General features: G+C 44.2%; 15 protein-coding genes and 1 other annotated feature. Of the genes, 3 read left to right on the forward strand and 12 right to left on the reverse strand.

The genetic code is table 11. From position 1 onward, the window contains the following. Positions 1–4: 4 nt before the first annotated feature. Positions 5–1,279 carry a histidine--tRNA ligase gene (gene hisS, locus MHI44_RS04340; protein WP_339202962.1) on the reverse strand — a complete coding sequence of 425 codons (1,275 nt, stop codon included), beginning with the start codon at positions 1,277–1,279 and terminating at the stop codon, positions 5–7. Positions 1,280–1,368: 89 nt separating this feature from the next. Beyond that, positions 1,369–1,601, reverse strand: a binding site (T-box leader). 59 nt (positions 1,602–1,660) lie between these two features. Then, a complete protein-coding gene (locus MHI44_RS04345; protein ID WP_004399157.1) occupies positions 1,661–1,831 on the reverse strand; it encodes a YrzK family protein in 171 nt (56 codons plus the stop codon). 132 nt (positions 1,832–1,963) lie between these two features. Between MHI44_RS04345 and MHI44_RS04350 the strand changes: the two genes are divergently transcribed. Beyond that, positions 1,964–3,520: an SH3 domain-containing protein gene (locus tag MHI44_RS04350; protein WP_029727135.1), complete on the forward strand. Its 1,557-nt coding sequence runs from the start codon at positions 1,964–1,966 to the stop codon at positions 3,518–3,520. Between the two features lie 26 nt (positions 3,521–3,546). Here MHI44_RS04350 and dtd read toward each other — a convergent pair whose 3' ends face one another. From dtd to comN, 8 genes are all read right to left on the reverse strand, one after another. Further along, positions 3,547–3,987 (reverse strand): D-aminoacyl-tRNA deacylase, encoded by a 441-nt coding sequence (gene dtd / locus MHI44_RS04355; protein ID WP_004398689.1) that lies wholly within the window; start codon positions 3,985–3,987, stop codon positions 3,547–3,549. A 12-nt stretch (positions 3,988–3,999) separates the two neighbouring features. Continuing rightward, positions 4,000–6,204: a GTP diphosphokinase gene (gene relA, locus MHI44_RS04360; protein WP_003229747.1), complete on the reverse strand. Its 2,205-nt coding sequence runs from the start codon at positions 6,202–6,204 to the stop codon at positions 4,000–4,002. Positions 6,205–6,371: 167 nt separating this feature from the next. After that, complete coding sequence (locus tag MHI44_RS04365) at positions 6,372–6,884, reverse strand: adenine phosphoribosyltransferase (protein WP_033882959.1); 513 nt, start codon at positions 6,882–6,884, stop codon at positions 6,372–6,374. 5 nt (positions 6,885–6,889) lie between these two features. Then, a complete protein-coding gene (gene recJ, locus MHI44_RS04370; RefSeq protein ID WP_116316480.1) occupies positions 6,890–9,250 on the reverse strand; it encodes a single-stranded-DNA-specific exonuclease RecJ in 2,361 nt (786 codons plus the stop codon). A 66-nt stretch (positions 9,251–9,316) separates the two neighbouring features. Next, positions 9,317–9,640: a lipopolysaccharide assembly LapA domain-containing protein gene (locus MHI44_RS04375; protein ID WP_003229740.1), complete on the reverse strand. Its 324-nt coding sequence runs from the start codon at positions 9,638–9,640 to the stop codon at positions 9,317–9,319. Positions 9,641–9,715: 75 nt separating this feature from the next. After that, entirely contained in the window at positions 9,716–10,213 is a 498-nt protein-coding gene (locus MHI44_RS04380; RefSeq protein WP_339202966.1) for a cation:proton antiporter regulatory subunit, read from the reverse strand. A gap of 157 nt (positions 10,214–10,370) precedes the next feature. Then, complete coding sequence (gene secDF, locus MHI44_RS04385; RefSeq protein WP_003245970.1) at positions 10,371–12,584, reverse strand: protein translocase subunit SecDF; 2,214 nt, start codon at positions 12,582–12,584, stop codon at positions 10,371–10,373. Between the two features lie 38 nt (positions 12,585–12,622). After that, positions 12,623–12,919 (reverse strand): post-transcriptional regulator ComN, encoded by a 297-nt coding sequence (gene comN / locus MHI44_RS04390; RefSeq protein WP_033882954.1) that lies wholly within the window; start codon positions 12,917–12,919, stop codon positions 12,623–12,625. Between the two features lie 115 nt (positions 12,920–13,034). Between comN and spoVB the strand changes: the two genes are divergently transcribed. After that, positions 13,035–14,591 (forward strand): stage V sporulation protein B, encoded by a 1,557-nt coding sequence (spoVB, locus tag MHI44_RS04395; protein WP_014480435.1) that lies wholly within the window; start codon positions 13,035–13,037, stop codon positions 14,589–14,591. 3 nt (positions 14,592–14,594) lie between these two features. Here spoVB and MHI44_RS04400 read toward each other — a convergent pair whose 3' ends face one another. Beyond that, complete coding sequence (locus MHI44_RS04400) at positions 14,595–15,251, reverse strand: DUF421 domain-containing protein (protein WP_339203520.1); 657 nt, start codon at positions 15,249–15,251, stop codon at positions 14,595–14,597. A 197-nt stretch (positions 15,252–15,448) separates the two neighbouring features. On the opposite strand from MHI44_RS04400, the gene MHI44_RS04405 reads away from it, so the two are divergent. Continuing rightward, on the forward strand, positions 15,449–15,838 hold the full coding sequence (locus MHI44_RS04405; RefSeq protein ID WP_014477528.1) for a TIGR04086 family membrane protein: 390 nt from the start codon (positions 15,449–15,451) through the stop codon (positions 15,836–15,838). A 56-nt stretch (positions 15,839–15,894) separates the two neighbouring features. On the opposite strand, the gene yajC is transcribed toward MHI44_RS04405, so the two are convergent. Beyond that, entirely contained in the window at positions 15,895–16,161 is a 267-nt protein-coding gene (gene yajC / locus MHI44_RS04410) for a preprotein translocase subunit YajC (RefSeq protein ID WP_004398708.1), read from the reverse strand. Positions 16,162–16,180: the final 19 nt, after the last annotated feature.

Here is a 16,180-nt window from a genome sequence, read left to right on the forward strand (position 1 = left end):
CTCCTTATCCCTTTTGGTTTGCCTTCATCACATGTATAAATTCATCAAGTGCCACTTCAATCTGTTCGCCAGTCTGTGCATCCTTTACATTGATTTTGTTTTGGGCAAGCTCATCTTCACCCAAAATCCCAATAAATCTGGCATTTAAGCGATCAGCTGTTTTAAACTGGCCTTTCATTTTCTTATTTTCATAATCGATTTCACTGGAAATGCCTGCTTCTCTCAGTTTGTACACCAATGAAACAGAATAATCCTTTGCTTTTTCGCCGAGTGTGACGATATAGCAGTCGATTCCCTTATCAACAGGCAGCTCTCTTTTTTCAGCATCAATTGCGGCAAGCAAGCGTTCGATGCTCATCGCAAATCCGATGCCCGGTGCTTCAGGTCCGCCGATCTGTTCGACAAGCCCGTCGTAGCGTCCGCCGCCGGCAAGTGTCGTAATCGCGCCAAAGCCCTCCGCATTGCTCATAATTTCAAATGCGGTGTGGTTGTAATAATCCAGCCCTCTCACAAGGTTCGGATCGATTTCATACGAAATGCCAAGATCATTTAAGTATTGTTTCACTTTGTCAAAATAAGCGGCCGATTCATCGTTTAAATACGTCAAAATTGAAGGCGCTGATTTCATCAGCTCATGATCTCGGTCTTTTTTGCAGTCCAAGATTCTAAGCGGGTTCGTGTGCAGTCGGGACTGGCAGTCTGAACAAAATTCTTCGATGCGAGGCTCGAAGTGTTTCACGAGCGCTTCTCTGTAGCTTTTGCGGCTATCTTGATCGCCGAGACTGTTTATGACAAGCTTAACGTTTTCTAAACCTGCTTTTTCATAAATACTCATCGCAAGCGCCATTACTTCAGCGTCGATTGCAGGGTCTTTCGAACCAATCGCTTCAATTCCAAACTGATAAAACTGGCGGTAACGGCCCGTCTGAGGACGTTCATAACGGAACATCGGCCCGACATAATAAAGCTTTGTCGGCTGTACAGGATTTGCGAACAGCTTGTTTTCATTAAAGGCGCGAACCGCAGCAGCTGTTCCCTCCGGACGAAGCGTCAGGCTTCTGCCTTTGCGGTCCTCGAAGGTATACATTTCTTTTTGTACGATATCCGTTGATTCTCCGACGCCTCTGGCAAACAGTTCTGTATGCTCAAAAATCGGTGTGCGGATTTCTTTATATTGATAAGTGCGGCAAATGTCTCTCATAATTTGTTCAACATACTGCCAGCGATCTGATTCTCCAGGCAGAATATCCTGTGTTCCTCTCGGAATGTTATATCCCATAGGTAGACCTCCTTATGTATTCCTTATAAAATATCCAATGATCGTTAATGATGAAAATGAAAAAAACTCCCGCCCCTACTATACATGATAGTAGGGACGAGAGTTATACCCGTGGTGCCACCCTAGTTGGAATACGTTCATATTCCCGCTCGATCCTTTAACGCAGGTTCACGTTCACTGCCTAATGGCGTTATTCACGCGTTCAGCAGGAAACCTCCGGAGTGTTGTTTCGAGAAAGACGCAATGGGATCCGCTTTCAGCCTAGGGCGGGTTCCTCTCTAATCATGCAATCTGACCTACTCTTCTCCATTATTGGTTCGAATCTTTCATCATTTGCTATGTACTCAATTTCTATTATAATAATGGGATTGGGGTTCTCTGTCAAGCTTTATTCCGGTTGTTTTTCCTCAGCGCTGCTTCTTTGGACATAAGACCAAATTCAGATGCTGTTTCCGTAAGATAACCAGTCGTATCGGGATCTGCGTGATCGCTGTAATGCAGATTCGCTTCACCGTCGTGAAATGCACGTCCCATTTTTGGATGATATTTCATGATTTGCACACCTTTTTGATTGTATTTACGCTTAGTATAAACAAATCATTTTATTTTTATTTAAAAATCAGAAAGGACTTTACGATATTAAACAAGAATGCTTTTTTAATGATCATCAGAAAGGAGGACACAATGAACAAGAAATACTTTGTCCTTATTGTATGTATTATTTTCACCGCAGCGCTATTCCCGACCTTTTCATCCGTTACAGCTGCTCAAGGAGAAGCGGTCATCGCAACAGATGAAATGAACGTCAGAAGCGGCCCTGGGCTTAGCTACGGCATTACAGCGGAAGTAAAAAAGGGAGAACGCTATCCAATTTTAAAGGAAGATGGAGACTGGGTGCAGATACAGCTTGGTTCCGGAGAAAAGGGCTGGGTAGTCTCCTGGCTTATTACAAAGGAAGACCAGGCCAGCACAAGCTCCTCAGGAAGCAGTGACACTGTGACATCAACAGACCCCGATCTGCGGATGAGAAGCGGCCCGGGCACTTCCTACGAAGTCATCGGCAAATTCCCGCAAGGCAGCCAAGCATCTGTCATTGATAAAGATTCGGGCTGGATCAAGATATCCTATCACAGTGCCACCGGGTGGGTATCATCTGAATATGTCACATCAGGAGGCAGCAGTTCAGCGTCTGATGAGAGTGACCAAACCGAGGATTCCGGTGCGTCAACGACGGGCACAGTCGGTGTTTCTTCGCTAAATGTAAGAGCCTCCGCCTCACATGACGCGGCAATTATAACAAAACTTGATCGCGGAACGAAACTGACGGTTCTCAACGAGAAAAATGGCTGGGCTCACATTGAGGTGAACGGGCTAAAAGGCTGGGTTGCAAGCCATTACCTTTTGACTAGTTCTGTTCCAGCTGATGATTCAGCAAATGCCGGCAGTTCATCCTCCGCTAAAAAAGCCTATATCATGTACGGAGGAACGAATCTAAGAAGTGATGCGTCAACATCAGCTTCGATCGTTGAGCGCGCTGCCAAAGGAGATTCATACACCATTACCGGTTCAAAGGGAAGCTGGTATGAAATAAAGCTTGATAACGGGCAGACTGCTTATGTAGCCAATTGGGTGGTCCAAACGTCTAAAAGCGCAGAAGAAGCAGGTGAACCGCCAGTCTCTGATTCCCCGTCTGGAAACGGCTCTCTAAACAATAAAACGATTATTGTTGACCCGGGACATGGAGGAAAAGACAGCGGAACGATCGGGTATTCGGGGAAATTCGAGAAAAACCTGACGATCAAAACGGCAAAACTGCTCGCCAGCAAACTTAGATCGGCTGGAGCGGATGTATATGTGACACGCCAGGATGATACCTTTGTCAGCCTGCAGTCACGGGTCTCTACCTCTCACTACCGTAACGCTGACGCCTTTATCAGCATTCATTATGACAGCTATGCGGATACCTCTACAAGAGGCAGTACAGCATATTACTACAGTCCTGCCAAAGATCAGGAACTCGCATCAGATGTCCACTCAGAAGTGGTGAAGCGTTCTTCCATTCCAGACCGCGGCGTATTATTCGGAGATTATTATGTGCTCCGGGAAAACAGACAGCCCGCTATGCTGTACGAGCTGGGATATGTAAGCCATCCGCAGGAAGAAGCCATTGTACATAGCAATTCATACCAAGAAAAAGTAACAGATGGGATCGAAAGCGGATTAGAGAAATACTTCCAATAAAAAAAGCTGCCTTTTGGCAGCTTTTTTTATTTTGAATCCATAATGAGCGTGACCGGTCCGGAGTTTGTAAGCTGAACATCCATCATTGCTCCAAACGTTCCGGTCTCCACTTTGATTCCTTTTTCACGAAGCAGGTCATTCCATTTTTCATAAAGACCTAAAGCTTTATCAGGTTTGGCCGCGTTCATGTAGTTCGGCCGGCGCCCTTTTTTCGTATCTCCATAAAGCGTAAACTGTGAGACGGATAAAATCTCTCCTCCTATATCTACAAGAGACAGATTCATTTTCCCTTCACTGTCATCGAAAATACGGAGATTGACAACTTTATCGGCTAAATAAGCTGCATCATCTTCTGTATCATCGTGAGTGATGCCGACCAGCACCATAAGGCCTTGTCCAATTTGGCCGACAACCTCTTCGTCCACTGTAACGCTTGCTTCTGTTACTCGCTGAACAACTAATCTCATTTTCTAACCCCTTTAGTTCATGACGCGGCGCACAGAGTAGATATCTCTAATCTGTTTAATACGCTCGACGACTTTGTGCAAGTGATTGATATTCTGGATAAAAATCGCCATATGGATGGTTGCCACTTTATTGCGATCCGATTTGCCAGAGACAGATGAAATATTTGTTTTCGTTTCATTCACTGCCTGGAGCACCTCGTTCAGCAATCCGCGGCGGTCATACCCAAGAATCTCTATCTCAACATTGTATTCCTTGCGCTTTTGAACTTGTGACTCATGCTCCCACTCTACCGGGATCAGCCGCTCTTGGGCTTCATTCGTTTTGACATTCGGACAGTCTTCGCGATGGACCGAAACCCCTCTGCCTTTTGTGATAAAGCCGACAATATCATCACCTGGCACAGGATTGCAGCATTTTGATAAACGGACAAGGAGGTTGTCGATGCCCTTGACACGAACGCCAGCTTCCCGTTTTCTTCCTTGCGGGTATGGCTTAGGTTCCCCAGTGACTTCCTGAACGATCTTTTCCTGTTCTTCCTGATCGCGCTGCTTTCTCTCTTTTTCTGTTAGGCGGTTCGCCACCTGCAGAGCCGTAATGCCGTTGTAACCGACCGCCGCGTACATATCCTCTTCATTTGAGAAATTAAATTTGTCAGCAACCTTTTGAATATTCTCCGGCGTTAAAACATCCTTCAATTCAAAATCCAGGTTTTTAATTTCTTTTTCGACCAGCTCACGGCCTTTTTCGACATTTTCTTCACGCCGCTGTTTCTTAAAGAATTGACGGATTTTATGCTTCGCTTGGGATGTTTGGGCAAGCTTCACCCAATCCTGGCTCGGGCCGTAGGAATGCTTAGAGGTGAGAATTTCAACGATATCACCTGTCCGAAGCTTATGGTCAAGCGTAACCATTTTTCCGTTTACTTTGGCACCGATTGTTTTATTGCCGATTTCAGAGTGAATCCGGTAAGAAAAGTCAATCGGAACAGAACCGGACGGAAGCTCGATTACATCTCCTTTTGGCGTAAAGACATACACCATATCAGAGAACAAATCAATTTTGAGCGATTCCATAAATTCTTCTGCATCTGTCGATTCATTTTGAAATTCTAAAATTTCACGGAACCAAGAAAGCTTTTTCTCAAAGGTTGCACCTTCATTGGCTGCTTTCCCTTCTTTATAAGCCCAGTGAGCCGCAACCCCGTATTCCGCTATTTCATGCATTTCAAAGGTGCGGATCTGCACTTCAAGCGGATCGCCTTTAGGCCCAATAACCGTTGTATGAAGCGATTGATACATATTCGGCTTCGGCATTGCGATATAATCTTTGAATCTGCCGGGCATCGGTTTCCAGCATGTGTGAATGATGCCAAGCACCGCGTAGCAGTCTTTTATGCTATTCACAAGAATACGGACAGCCAGCAAATCGTAAATTTCATTGAATTGCTTGTTTTGCAGCACCATTTTTCGATAAATGCTGTAAATATGTTTCGGACGTCCCGAGAAGTCAGCCTTGATATTTACTTCTTCGACACGTTTCTTCACTTCATTGACAACCTCATCGACATAAAGCTCACGTTCTGCACGTTTCTTCTTCATGAGGTTGACAATTCTGTAATATTGCTGAGGGTTCAAATAACGGAGCGCCGTATCTTCCAATTCCCACTTAATTTTTGAAATCCCGAGACGATGCGCCAAAGGAGCAAAAATTTCCAGCGTTTCATTGGAGATTCTCCGCTGTTTTTCCTGAGGCAGATGTTTCAGTGTCCGCATATTGTGAAGACGATCCGCCAGCTTGATCAATATGACCCTGATATCTTGAGCCATAGCGACAAACATTTTGCGATGATTTTCCGCCTGCTGTTCCTCTTGAGATTTATATTTAATTTTGCCGAGTTTCGTTACGCCGTCTACAAGCATTGCCACTTCTTCGGAAAATGCTTCTTTCAGGTCATCGAGCGTCACATCTGTATCTTCCACGACATCGTGCAAAAATCCGCCCGCGATTGTGGAAGGGTCCATTTCAAGATCAACGAGTATCCCCGCAACCTGAATCGGATGAATAATATATGGCTCGCCCGATTTGCGGTATTGCTCGCGATGAGCATCTTCAGCGTACAGATATGCTTTTTCGACAAATGCGATATGCTCATCAGATAGATAGCTGCGCGCTTTATCTATAACTTGCTCGGCAGTCAATACTTGTTCGTTCGCCATGGAATCACCTTTTTTAAAATGTAAACTGTATTGTAGTTTATTATCAAGAAAAAAACGAAAGATGTAAAGAGCAGAAGTTCAAATAGCCAAATATTATATAAAATAAATGCAAAACAATAGGAAAAAAGCACCCTGACATGGAGTGCTTTTTCGTTATGCGGTTATCCTTAGTATTTCATCAATGTTAAGATGTCGTAATCTTCGAGCTTATTTCTGCCGTCAAGGTAAGAAAGCTCGATTAAGAAAGCGATACCAGCAACAACGCCGCCAAGTTCTTCAACAAGTTGGATTGTCGCTTCAATTGTGCCGCCTGTCGCAAGCAGGTCATCTGTAATAAGCACACGCTGACCAGGCTTAATCGCATCTTTGTGGATCGTTAATACGTCTTTTCCATATTCCAAGCCATAATCCACTTTGATTACTTCACGAGGCAACTTGCCTTCTTTGCGGACCGGCGCAAAACCTACGCCAAGCGCGTAAGCAACGGGACAGCCGATAATAAAGCCGCGCGCTTCAGGGCCAACGACCAAATCAATTTGCTTTTCTTTCGCATATTCAACAATTTGATCTGTGGCATAGCGGTATACATCGCCTTTATCCATCAGTGTCGTAATATCTTTAAATTGCACGCCCTCTTTCGGGTAATCCGGTACAATTGTTACGTATTGTTTTAAATCCATCTGTTTTATGTCCTCCTCGTACTTTCATAAGCCTCTGAATCTTGTTTCATCAGCTTATTCAGCCATTCCTTCAGCTCTTCAGCAGAAGAATAATTCAGCTTTTGATCCAGTTCCATCAGCTGCTGTTTCGCCTGATATGTTTGTGAGTCTGTTAAGTCGCGTTTCTTTGCTCCGCTCACAACAGACAGCACACCATTCTCTATTTTAACAAAACCGAGATCAAAAAACACCTTTGTCATGAAATTGATTGTTTCAACGGACCAGCCTTTATGTTTTGCAAGCTCTGAACCGTGTTTTTTCACGTCAAAAGCGCCTCTTTTCAGCAAGAACGCATAATACCATTTAAAGTGGTCTCTTGCGGGAAAAGTTGATAAAAAGTGGTCCTCATGATTGAGAAAAATAAAATATATCCGCTCGGGCGCCTTGCCTTCCAGCAAACGTGCGAGCATGTCCAGCGAAGGCGGCGGATCCAGTAATACAATATATGCACCATCGAGGTCAAACGCCTTTGCTTGATCTTTAGAACTGATGACGTGCACTTCTCGGCGAAGGTCTTCAGTTTGAAGTAATGTTGTTGAGTCTTCTTTGAAAGAGACAATGGCCCGTTTAGCAGATGGAAGGACGGAAACTGTGTCTTCCCACGTCCGTTTTCCCCTTAAATCAAACAGCTGCCATTCAGAAACAGCGGCATCCTTTATCATAAGCTGCGGCTTTTTTCGATTGTTCCATTCGTTGATTGACATCTCACCGACAATAGAAATTCTTGAACCCGGTACGATGCCTTCTTCAAGCTCGCCTTTATTAAAACCGACGCAATCAAGCTGGGACGACTCGTTTCTGATCGTCATTTTGACATGAGTTTTATTTGCCCCTATCTTGCGGACATCTTCCAGTACTGCGTTTTCTACGAGAACGTGCGGTTTCGGGTTCAGCATGCCAAAAGGAGACAGCATGTTCATTTCTGCGATGCTTTCAACTGTAATGTCTTCGACGCCGCAGACAAGGTCGACTTCCTGTACGGGAATAAAATCCTCTTCCGTAAGCGTATTGTCCGCTATTTCATTCAGCCTGCTTCGCAAATCCGGCACATCTTCGGCTTTCAGCGTCATCCCCGCAGCCATTGGATGGCCGCCGAAATGAGGAAGAATATCTCTGCATTCAGAAAGGCTCTCAAATAAATTAAATCCTCTGATGCTTCGGGCCGAACCTTTAGCGATTCCCTTTTCTTCATCAATGCCAAGAACAATGGCCGGTCGGTAGAAACGGTCCACAAGCTTTGAAGCCACAATCCCGACGACTCCCGGGTTCCATCCGGCTTTGGCCACGACAATTGCAGTTTGATCGAGCCCTTGCTGTTCAACCATTTCAATCGCTTCATCCGTCATTTTGCTGACCATTTTTTGGCGCTCTTTGTTCAGCTGGTCAATTTCTGCGGCAAGCTCTTCCGCTTCAAACGAATCCTCTGACATAAGCAAATGAACAGCGGGATCTGCCTGTTCGATTCTTCCGACGGCATTCAGCCTTGGTGCGAGCTGAAATCCGACAGTTTCTTCGTTCGCTTCTCCGATGTCTCCGCCTGACAGCTTAATCAGCTCTTTTAAGCCGAGCCGATTTGTCCGTCGAAGCCTTTCAAGTCCTAGTGTTGCAATTAATCTGTTTTCGTCATGCAGCGGGACTAGATCGGCAATGGTGCCGATAGCCGCCAGGTCAAGCAGTTCATCAGGAAGTTCACCCAATAAAGCGTGGGCAAGCTTAAACGCGACTCCAACCCCGGCAAGCTCTTTAAACGGGTAAGTGCAGCCAGGCTGCTTCGGGTGGACGATCGCATGGACATCCGGAAGCTCCGGTCCCGGTTCATGATGATCGGTAATGATGACATCCAGTCCGAGTTCCTTTGCCACCTTCGCTTCATGCACAGCGGCAATTCCTGTATCAACCGTAATGATCAAAGAGAAGCCCCGTTCTTTAATCGAACGAAACGCCTGTTCATTAGGTCCATATCCTTCTTTAAAACGGTCAGGTATATAAAAATCAACTTGAGCCGACAGTTTTTGCAGCGTGTGAAGCATTACTGACGTACTTGTAACCCCATCGGCGTCATAATCGCCATATATCATAATCTTTTCTTGTTGTGAAATCGCCTGTTTTATTCGATCTGCCGCTTCTTTCATGCCTTTCATTTCAAAAGGATCATAAAAATCGGCATCCTTTGTATGTAAAAACAGCCTAGCGCTTTCTGCCGTATCAAAGCCTCTTTTTACAAGCAGGGACGCAACAAGAGGTGTTATATGCAATTGTTCTGTGAGTGATTTGACCTTATCCTGATCTGGTCGCTGGATTTCCCATCGCATTTTTGACGCTAACATAAATTCACCCCTCAACCACCCTATTATACTAGAGCAGGCTGAGGGGTTTCAAATAATATTCGAAAACTAGTCTTTTTTCTCAATCATGGCTGATGCATCCTGTGTGTCAGTCTGATCAGCAAGATGAGTATCCTCTTGTTTATGTATTGCTGTTCTATTTTCTTTCCGCAAGGTTTTTATTTCCCGCTTCAATTTCATTACCTGAAAAATGCCGACAGAAAATACGATCAGCGCTCCCATTAAAACTGAGCCCAAAATAACAAGAATGAGCGGCCATTCTGATCTTCCAAACAGGTAATCAACTTCTACGGATCGAACATTAATGACTGCGAAAATAGCGACAATTAAGGTGAAAATAAGTGCGAAAATAATGGTCCATTGTTTATTCATTCTCTTTTCCCCCAAACTTCTTATTGAGGTAACTTTCCCCATCAAGACTGGTTTTAAACATGGCTTAACACTGGGTTAAGATCCCTTTGCTGTTAATTTTTCCTGGATCAGCCTCTTCAGTCCGGTTCCCTCACCGGAAATCACAAGTGTATCGCCTTCGTCAATGACTGTTTCAGAGCTCGGATTCAGTTGTTTATCCTGATTCTTTTTAACAATTGCAATGACCGTCACATGATATTCCTGACCCACATTCAAATCACCAATCGTCTGATGAATGGCAGGCGCTCCAGCCTCTGCTTTACACCACTCTATAATCAAATCATCAAGGGCTGACTCGACCTGTTCTAATGCTTTCGGTTTATATGCCATTCCGCCAAGAATTGCAGACATTTGCCTTGCTTCAGCGTCATCAAACTGCACGGAGGCAACACATTCCTCATGGTCGTTTTGGTCAAAATAGTAAAGCTCTCTCCGTCCGTCATGATGAATGATAATTGAAATTTTATCACGGTTTCTAGTAATCATTTCAACTTTTTGTCCTATGCCCGGCAGCTCTGATTCGCGAACCCTCATATATAAACCCTCCTACATATCTGAAAACCAGTCATAAACACTTTTAACACCATATATATGTTTAAATGTAAGCGTATGTCATTATAGCAAATGTCTATTTTAAGTTCAATGCAACTTCAAAAAACAGGCTGCCCTGCAGAGGACAGCCTGATATTTTTTATTGCGCCGAATCTTTTTTCAGTTCTCTTCCTTTCCATGCAAGCCAAATTTGTGCGGCAATGTATAGAGAAGAATAAACGCCTGTTAACAGCCCGACCAATAAAGCAATTGAGAAGTTAGTAATAGAAGATGCTCCAAAGATCAGCAATGTCACAACAACAATCACAACAGTTAATACAGTGTTAATTGAACGTGTAAAGGTTTGCTGCAGGCTCAGGTTTACAATATGGTTCAGATCGGCAAAGGTTTTCGGCTTACGCTTTTTCATATGCTCGCGGACCCTGTCAAATGTAACGATTGTATCGTTAATGGAATACCCGATTATCGTCAAGATGGCCGCGATGAACGTAACATCTACCTCAAGCCTTGTAATACTGAAGAACGTGACGATAAAGAATGCGTCATATAGCAATGAGGCGATGGCAGCAATCGCCATTTTGTATTCGAATCGGATTGAAACGTAAATAATGATGCCAATAGAAGCTATAGCAACTGCGTACAGCGCATTTCTTGCCAGCTCCTTACCCACTGTCGGTGAAACTGTGCTGACATTTGGATCAGACCCGTATTTGTCTTTAAAATACGTTTTTACTTTTGCTATGGTTTCTTTATCTGGCACCCCGACAAAGCGGGCAACACCGATATTGCTCTTTTCGCCTGACAGAACTACAGTATCAGGGTCCATACCCAGAGATTCAAAGTCCTTCTCAACTTGCTCTGTCGTCAGCTTATGGTCGCTTTGCACTTCAATCCGTGCACCGCTTGCAAAGTCAATGCCAAGATTCAGCCTGAACACAAGCAGGATAATAATCCCGGCAACCGTGACCGCACTGGAGAAAATAAAGAAGTATTTGCGTTTGCTCGTGAAATCCCATTTTTGGAATGGCGTATGCGGCTCTGTATTTTCATCCGTATCCTGAATATCCATGATATGTTTCTTATTGACACCAAACCAGCCTTTTTTCCGATCAAGCCATCTGCTTTCCACAAGGAGAGCGAGGAGAAATCTCGATAAGAAAACGGCAGTGATAAAGCTTGTCAAAATCGATAGGATCAGCATTGTCGCAAACCCTTTAACAGAGCTTGTCCCAAAGATAAAGAGCACAACCGCTGCAATAATGGTTGTAATATTCGCATCAAAAATCGTCGCAAATGACCGTCTGTTTCCTGAACGGAAGGCAGAGCGGACTGACTTTCCTAGCTTGAGCTCTTCTTTAATCCGCTCATAGGTAATAATGTTGGCGTCAACAGCCATCCCGACACCTAAAATGAGAGCGGCAATTCCCGGAAGCGTGAGTACGGCATTCATCCAGTCAAAGATCTGGAGTGTAATGTAGATATAAACAGACAGCGTAATCACCGCGATTAATCCCGGCAGACGGTAATAGAAAAGCATAAATAAGAAAATAATTGCGATACCGACAATACCGGCAAACACCGTATCATGGAGAGCCTGCTGGCCGAATTGCGCGCCTACTGATGTCGAATACTTTTCAGTCAGTTTCACAGGAAGTGCGCCTGCGTTTAAAATGCTGGCTAAATCTTTCGCTTCTTGAGCTGTGAAATGACCTTCAATTTTTACATCAGTTGTATTTAGTTCCTGACTTACATTTGGAGCGGATACAAATTTAGGATGCTCTTTTTGAACTTCTTTCTTAAAGGAATCACCTTTATCATAATCCAGCCAAATGACAAGCTGGTTGTTTGGCGCCATTTTCATGACCTTCTTGGTCACTTCACCAAATTTATCAGCGTCTTTCAGCTTAATCGTGACAATTGGCTCATTTGTTGTGCTATCATAAGTTTGTTTAGCGCCGTTTTCGACTAGATCAGCACCGTTTAACAGTTCCTTATCATTTGCATCTCTGAAAGAAAGCTGCGCTTCAGTCGCCAAAATTTCACGCGCTCTGTTTTGGTTTGTCACACCAGCGAGCTGAACGCGAATCCGGTTATTCCCTTCAATTTGGATGTTCGGTTCGCTGACACCGAGAACATTGGCCCGGCGGTTCAATGCCTCTACTGTGCTGACCAGAACGTCTTTTGTGATTTTGTCACCTTTTTTTACAGGCTGTACATCATACAGCACCTCAAATCCGCCTTGCAAATCCAACCCTAACGTAATATTGTTAGCGGCAGGCTTCGTAAAGTAGCCCAAGCCCGTGCCGATCAATAGAACGAAAAGGAAAAACGCAATCAAGCGTCCTTTTTTCATTATGTATATCCTCCCTTAAACCTGTGCGAATCAACCTGCTATCTCAGCAGTTCTTCCAATGCTTCCTGGCCCTCTTCACTGCCCAGCCAATTAGACGTTTTAAATGACTCAACGGTTGCATAGTTCATAAATTCGCCAATTTTCACTGATAAAATATCACTCGCCAGTTCATAAATGCTCAGTCCCGTTTTCTTTTTCCACTTCTTATCTGTTAAGTATGACCACAAACTTTCGAGTTCAACATCATCATACCCGAGAATCTTAAACTCTTCCAGTTTGCTGTAAAGAAACGGCCTGACGTGGTCTTTATATAGATCGGCTGGATGCTTCTCCACGAATTCCACGCTCCTTTTTTATTGTTTTTCAAGAAGACTTGTCATGCTTGGACGACATATACGCATATCTTTATTGTATATGATTCCAGGTAGTTTGAGAAGGCAGGGGGTAAAAATGGCGAAACAGACGTTTTTAAAGGGCACTCTTATCCTTATCGCAGCAGGAATGGTTACAAGAATGCTCGGGTTTGTCAACCGGGTGGTTATCGCCCGTTTTATCGGTGAAGAAGGAGTCGGGCTTTACATGATGGCAGCGCCTACCTTCTTCTTGGCCACTACATTAACTCAATTCGGTCTGCCGGTCGCGATCAGCAAGCTAGTCGCTGAAGCCAGTGCGCGGGGAGATCATCAAAAAACGAAAAATATTTTAGTCATGTCTCTGACCATTACGGGAGTGCTCAGCCTCATCTTTACACCGCTGTTTCTGTTTTTCGCCCCGGTTATGGCTGAAACGATGCTGACAGATAAGCGAACACTGTATCCGCTCTTGGCCATTACGCCGGTTGTGCCGATTATTGCTATATCGAGTGTGCTGAGGGGATACTTTCAAGGAAAACAGAATATGAACCCGCTTGCTATGTCACAAGTCCTTGAACAGGTTGTCCGCATTTCACTCGTGGCTGTCTGCACGACGATTTTTCTCCCTTACGGAATTGAATATGCAGCAGCGGGGGCAATGCTATCCTCGGTGGCAGGGGAGCTGGCATCACTTCTTTATTTATTCGTTTGCTTTAAGTATAAAAAGACAATTAAAATCAGAAAGCATTTTTTCCAGTCAATTAAAAACGGAAAACAAACCTTTACCCAATTAATGAGCGTGTCCCTTCCAACAACCGGGAGCCGCTTTATCGGAAACCTCTCTTGGTTTTTCGAGCCAATCGTCGTCGCTCAAAGCCTTGCCATCGCCGGTGTGGCAACAGTTGCCGCAACAAAGCAATACGGGGAACTGACCGGCTTTGCCATGACGCTGCTGACTCTGCCCAGCTTTATTACATATTCTTTGTCGACCGCGCTTGTTCCTGCGATCAGTGAAGGAATGGAGCAGAAAAAATTGCAGGTGGTGGAATACCGCTTGGAACAGGCGATGCGTCTCTGTCTGCTCAGCGGAGGCATTTCAGTTGTTATTTTATTTGTATTTGCGGATGAGCTGATGAGAGTGATGTATGGTTCTTCAGGCGCAGCTGTATTTATAAAAGTGATGGCCCCGTTTTTTCTGCTTTATTATTTTCAAGGCCCGCTTCAAGCTGTTCTGCAGGCGCTTAATTTGGCAGGAGCTGCGATGATGAACAGCTTAATCGGAGCGCTAGTCAAAACAGGCCTTATTTTTGTCCTTGCCACAAGGCCTTCTCTTGGCATTATGGGCGCGGCATTAGCCATTGTGACAGGCATGGTGCTCGTCACGCTATTGCACGCAGCAACCGTAAGCAAAGTGCTGCCGATCAGCATCAAAATCAAGGAGTACGCGCTCAGCTTCGCTGTTATTGTAATTTGCGGATTCATCAGCTCCGCCATCAAACATTATATAAGCTTTGGAGCATCTGAGGCTGTCAATCTAGCCGGATGGATTGCGGTGAGCGCCGCCATTTATATGATCCTCCTGCTCGTTTTCCGTTTAATTAAAAAAGATGAGCTTCGCCGCATTCCCATTATCGGACGTCTGATCATCCGATAATAGTCACGTGCGGTGCCCATCTTTTTCGTCAATAAATAATTCTCCGTCTGTAAACGAGCAAAATGAAATATCTGAAGGATTTGTGTATCCGTGTTTTTGCAAACTTTCAAGCAGCCATTTTCTATCTTTACTGATTCTGGACAGGTTTTCTGTTTGAATGAAGCCGTCTATAATGAGCGGCATTTCGAGCTGCCGATGCTCTCCGCTGTTTTCTTTCTTAACAATAGTCAGTTTGCCCGACGGCTCTAAAATAGCAAATGATACGTCAGCTACTCTGTCGATGCTATTTTCTCTGAGCTGAACCATTAAATCATCAAAATTATAACGCTGTGATTTCATGGCGTCTTCGTCAATTTTTCCATATTTGATAATTATGGTCGGCTTACCGTCAAGAAGCTGGCGGACTTTTCGGTTTTTTAAAGAAAAGTATGCCAAAGTCACTTGAATGATCATTAATACAAGCATTGGCAAAATGGTATGAAATAGATGATCGTCTACGTTTTCTATGGCTAAAACGGCAATTTCAGCCATCATGATAAAGACAACGAGATCTAAAATACTAAGCTCTCCGATCTCCCGTTTGCCCATGAGACGAAAAATGATCAATATCACAAAATACAATACGACTGTGCGAAACGCAATAATGAGAAGCTCTTCCATCATGCACCTCCAACTCATTATAGGTTGCAACAAAATGATCAATTTATGTAAGAAAAACCGATTGCATTTCACAAAGCTTTTACGTCTAATTCATGGGATAAGGGAATACATTTTTACAAAGACGAGCCATCAGCATGTCTGACGGCTTTGTGCAAAAAGAACAGAAGCCTTTTAATACAGGCAGAAAGGAGACAATCATGGAGGAGACGAAACAAGTTGGAAAAGGCATTCTTTACGGCTTAATCGCCATATTTTCAGCCATGCTCCTGACAAGTTTGGCGGTTTCACTTTTATTGACCGCAACCTCGCTGGAAGAATCATCATTTAACTGGCTGATCACAGCTATCTCATTTCTCTCTTTATTTATCGGCGGGTTCATTTCAGGCGGGAAAGGCAAGGAAAGAGGCTGGATGATTGGAGCATTGACTGCCATAAGTTTTTCTCTGATTATCTTATTGTTTCAGTATTTAGGATTCGGAAAGACATTTACAGCAGAACAGCTGATCTTCCATCTGGGATTTTTAGGGGTGTGCATGCTGGGCGGAATTTTCGGCGTGAACATGAGGGGAAACAGGTCTTCCACATAAAAAAGAGCGGGCTCACTTGCCCGCTCTTTTTTGTTTGCTATGTATAGCTCCTGCTGTTATTCAGCAGCAGAAACTTCTCTGATCGCGCGGCGGTCGAACGTAAGACGTGTGTTATCACCAGTCTTAATTACGACTTTGCTTTCGTCGATAGAGTCAACAGTACCGTGCAATCCCCCGATTGTCACTACTGAATCGCCTTTTTTCAGTTCCTCTTGCATTTGGCGTACAGCCTTTTGCTGCTTTTGCTGAGGACGAATCAGCAAGAAGTAAAGGACCGCAAACATTAAAATAATAGGAACCAATGTACCTAAAGTGCCAGTCATCATTTTCACCCCTTTCTGT

This window comes from Bacillus sp. FSL K6-1366 (assembly GCF_037976695.1).
Taxonomy (GTDB): Bacteria; Bacillota; Bacilli; order Bacillales; family Bacillaceae; genus Bacillus; species Bacillus subtilis.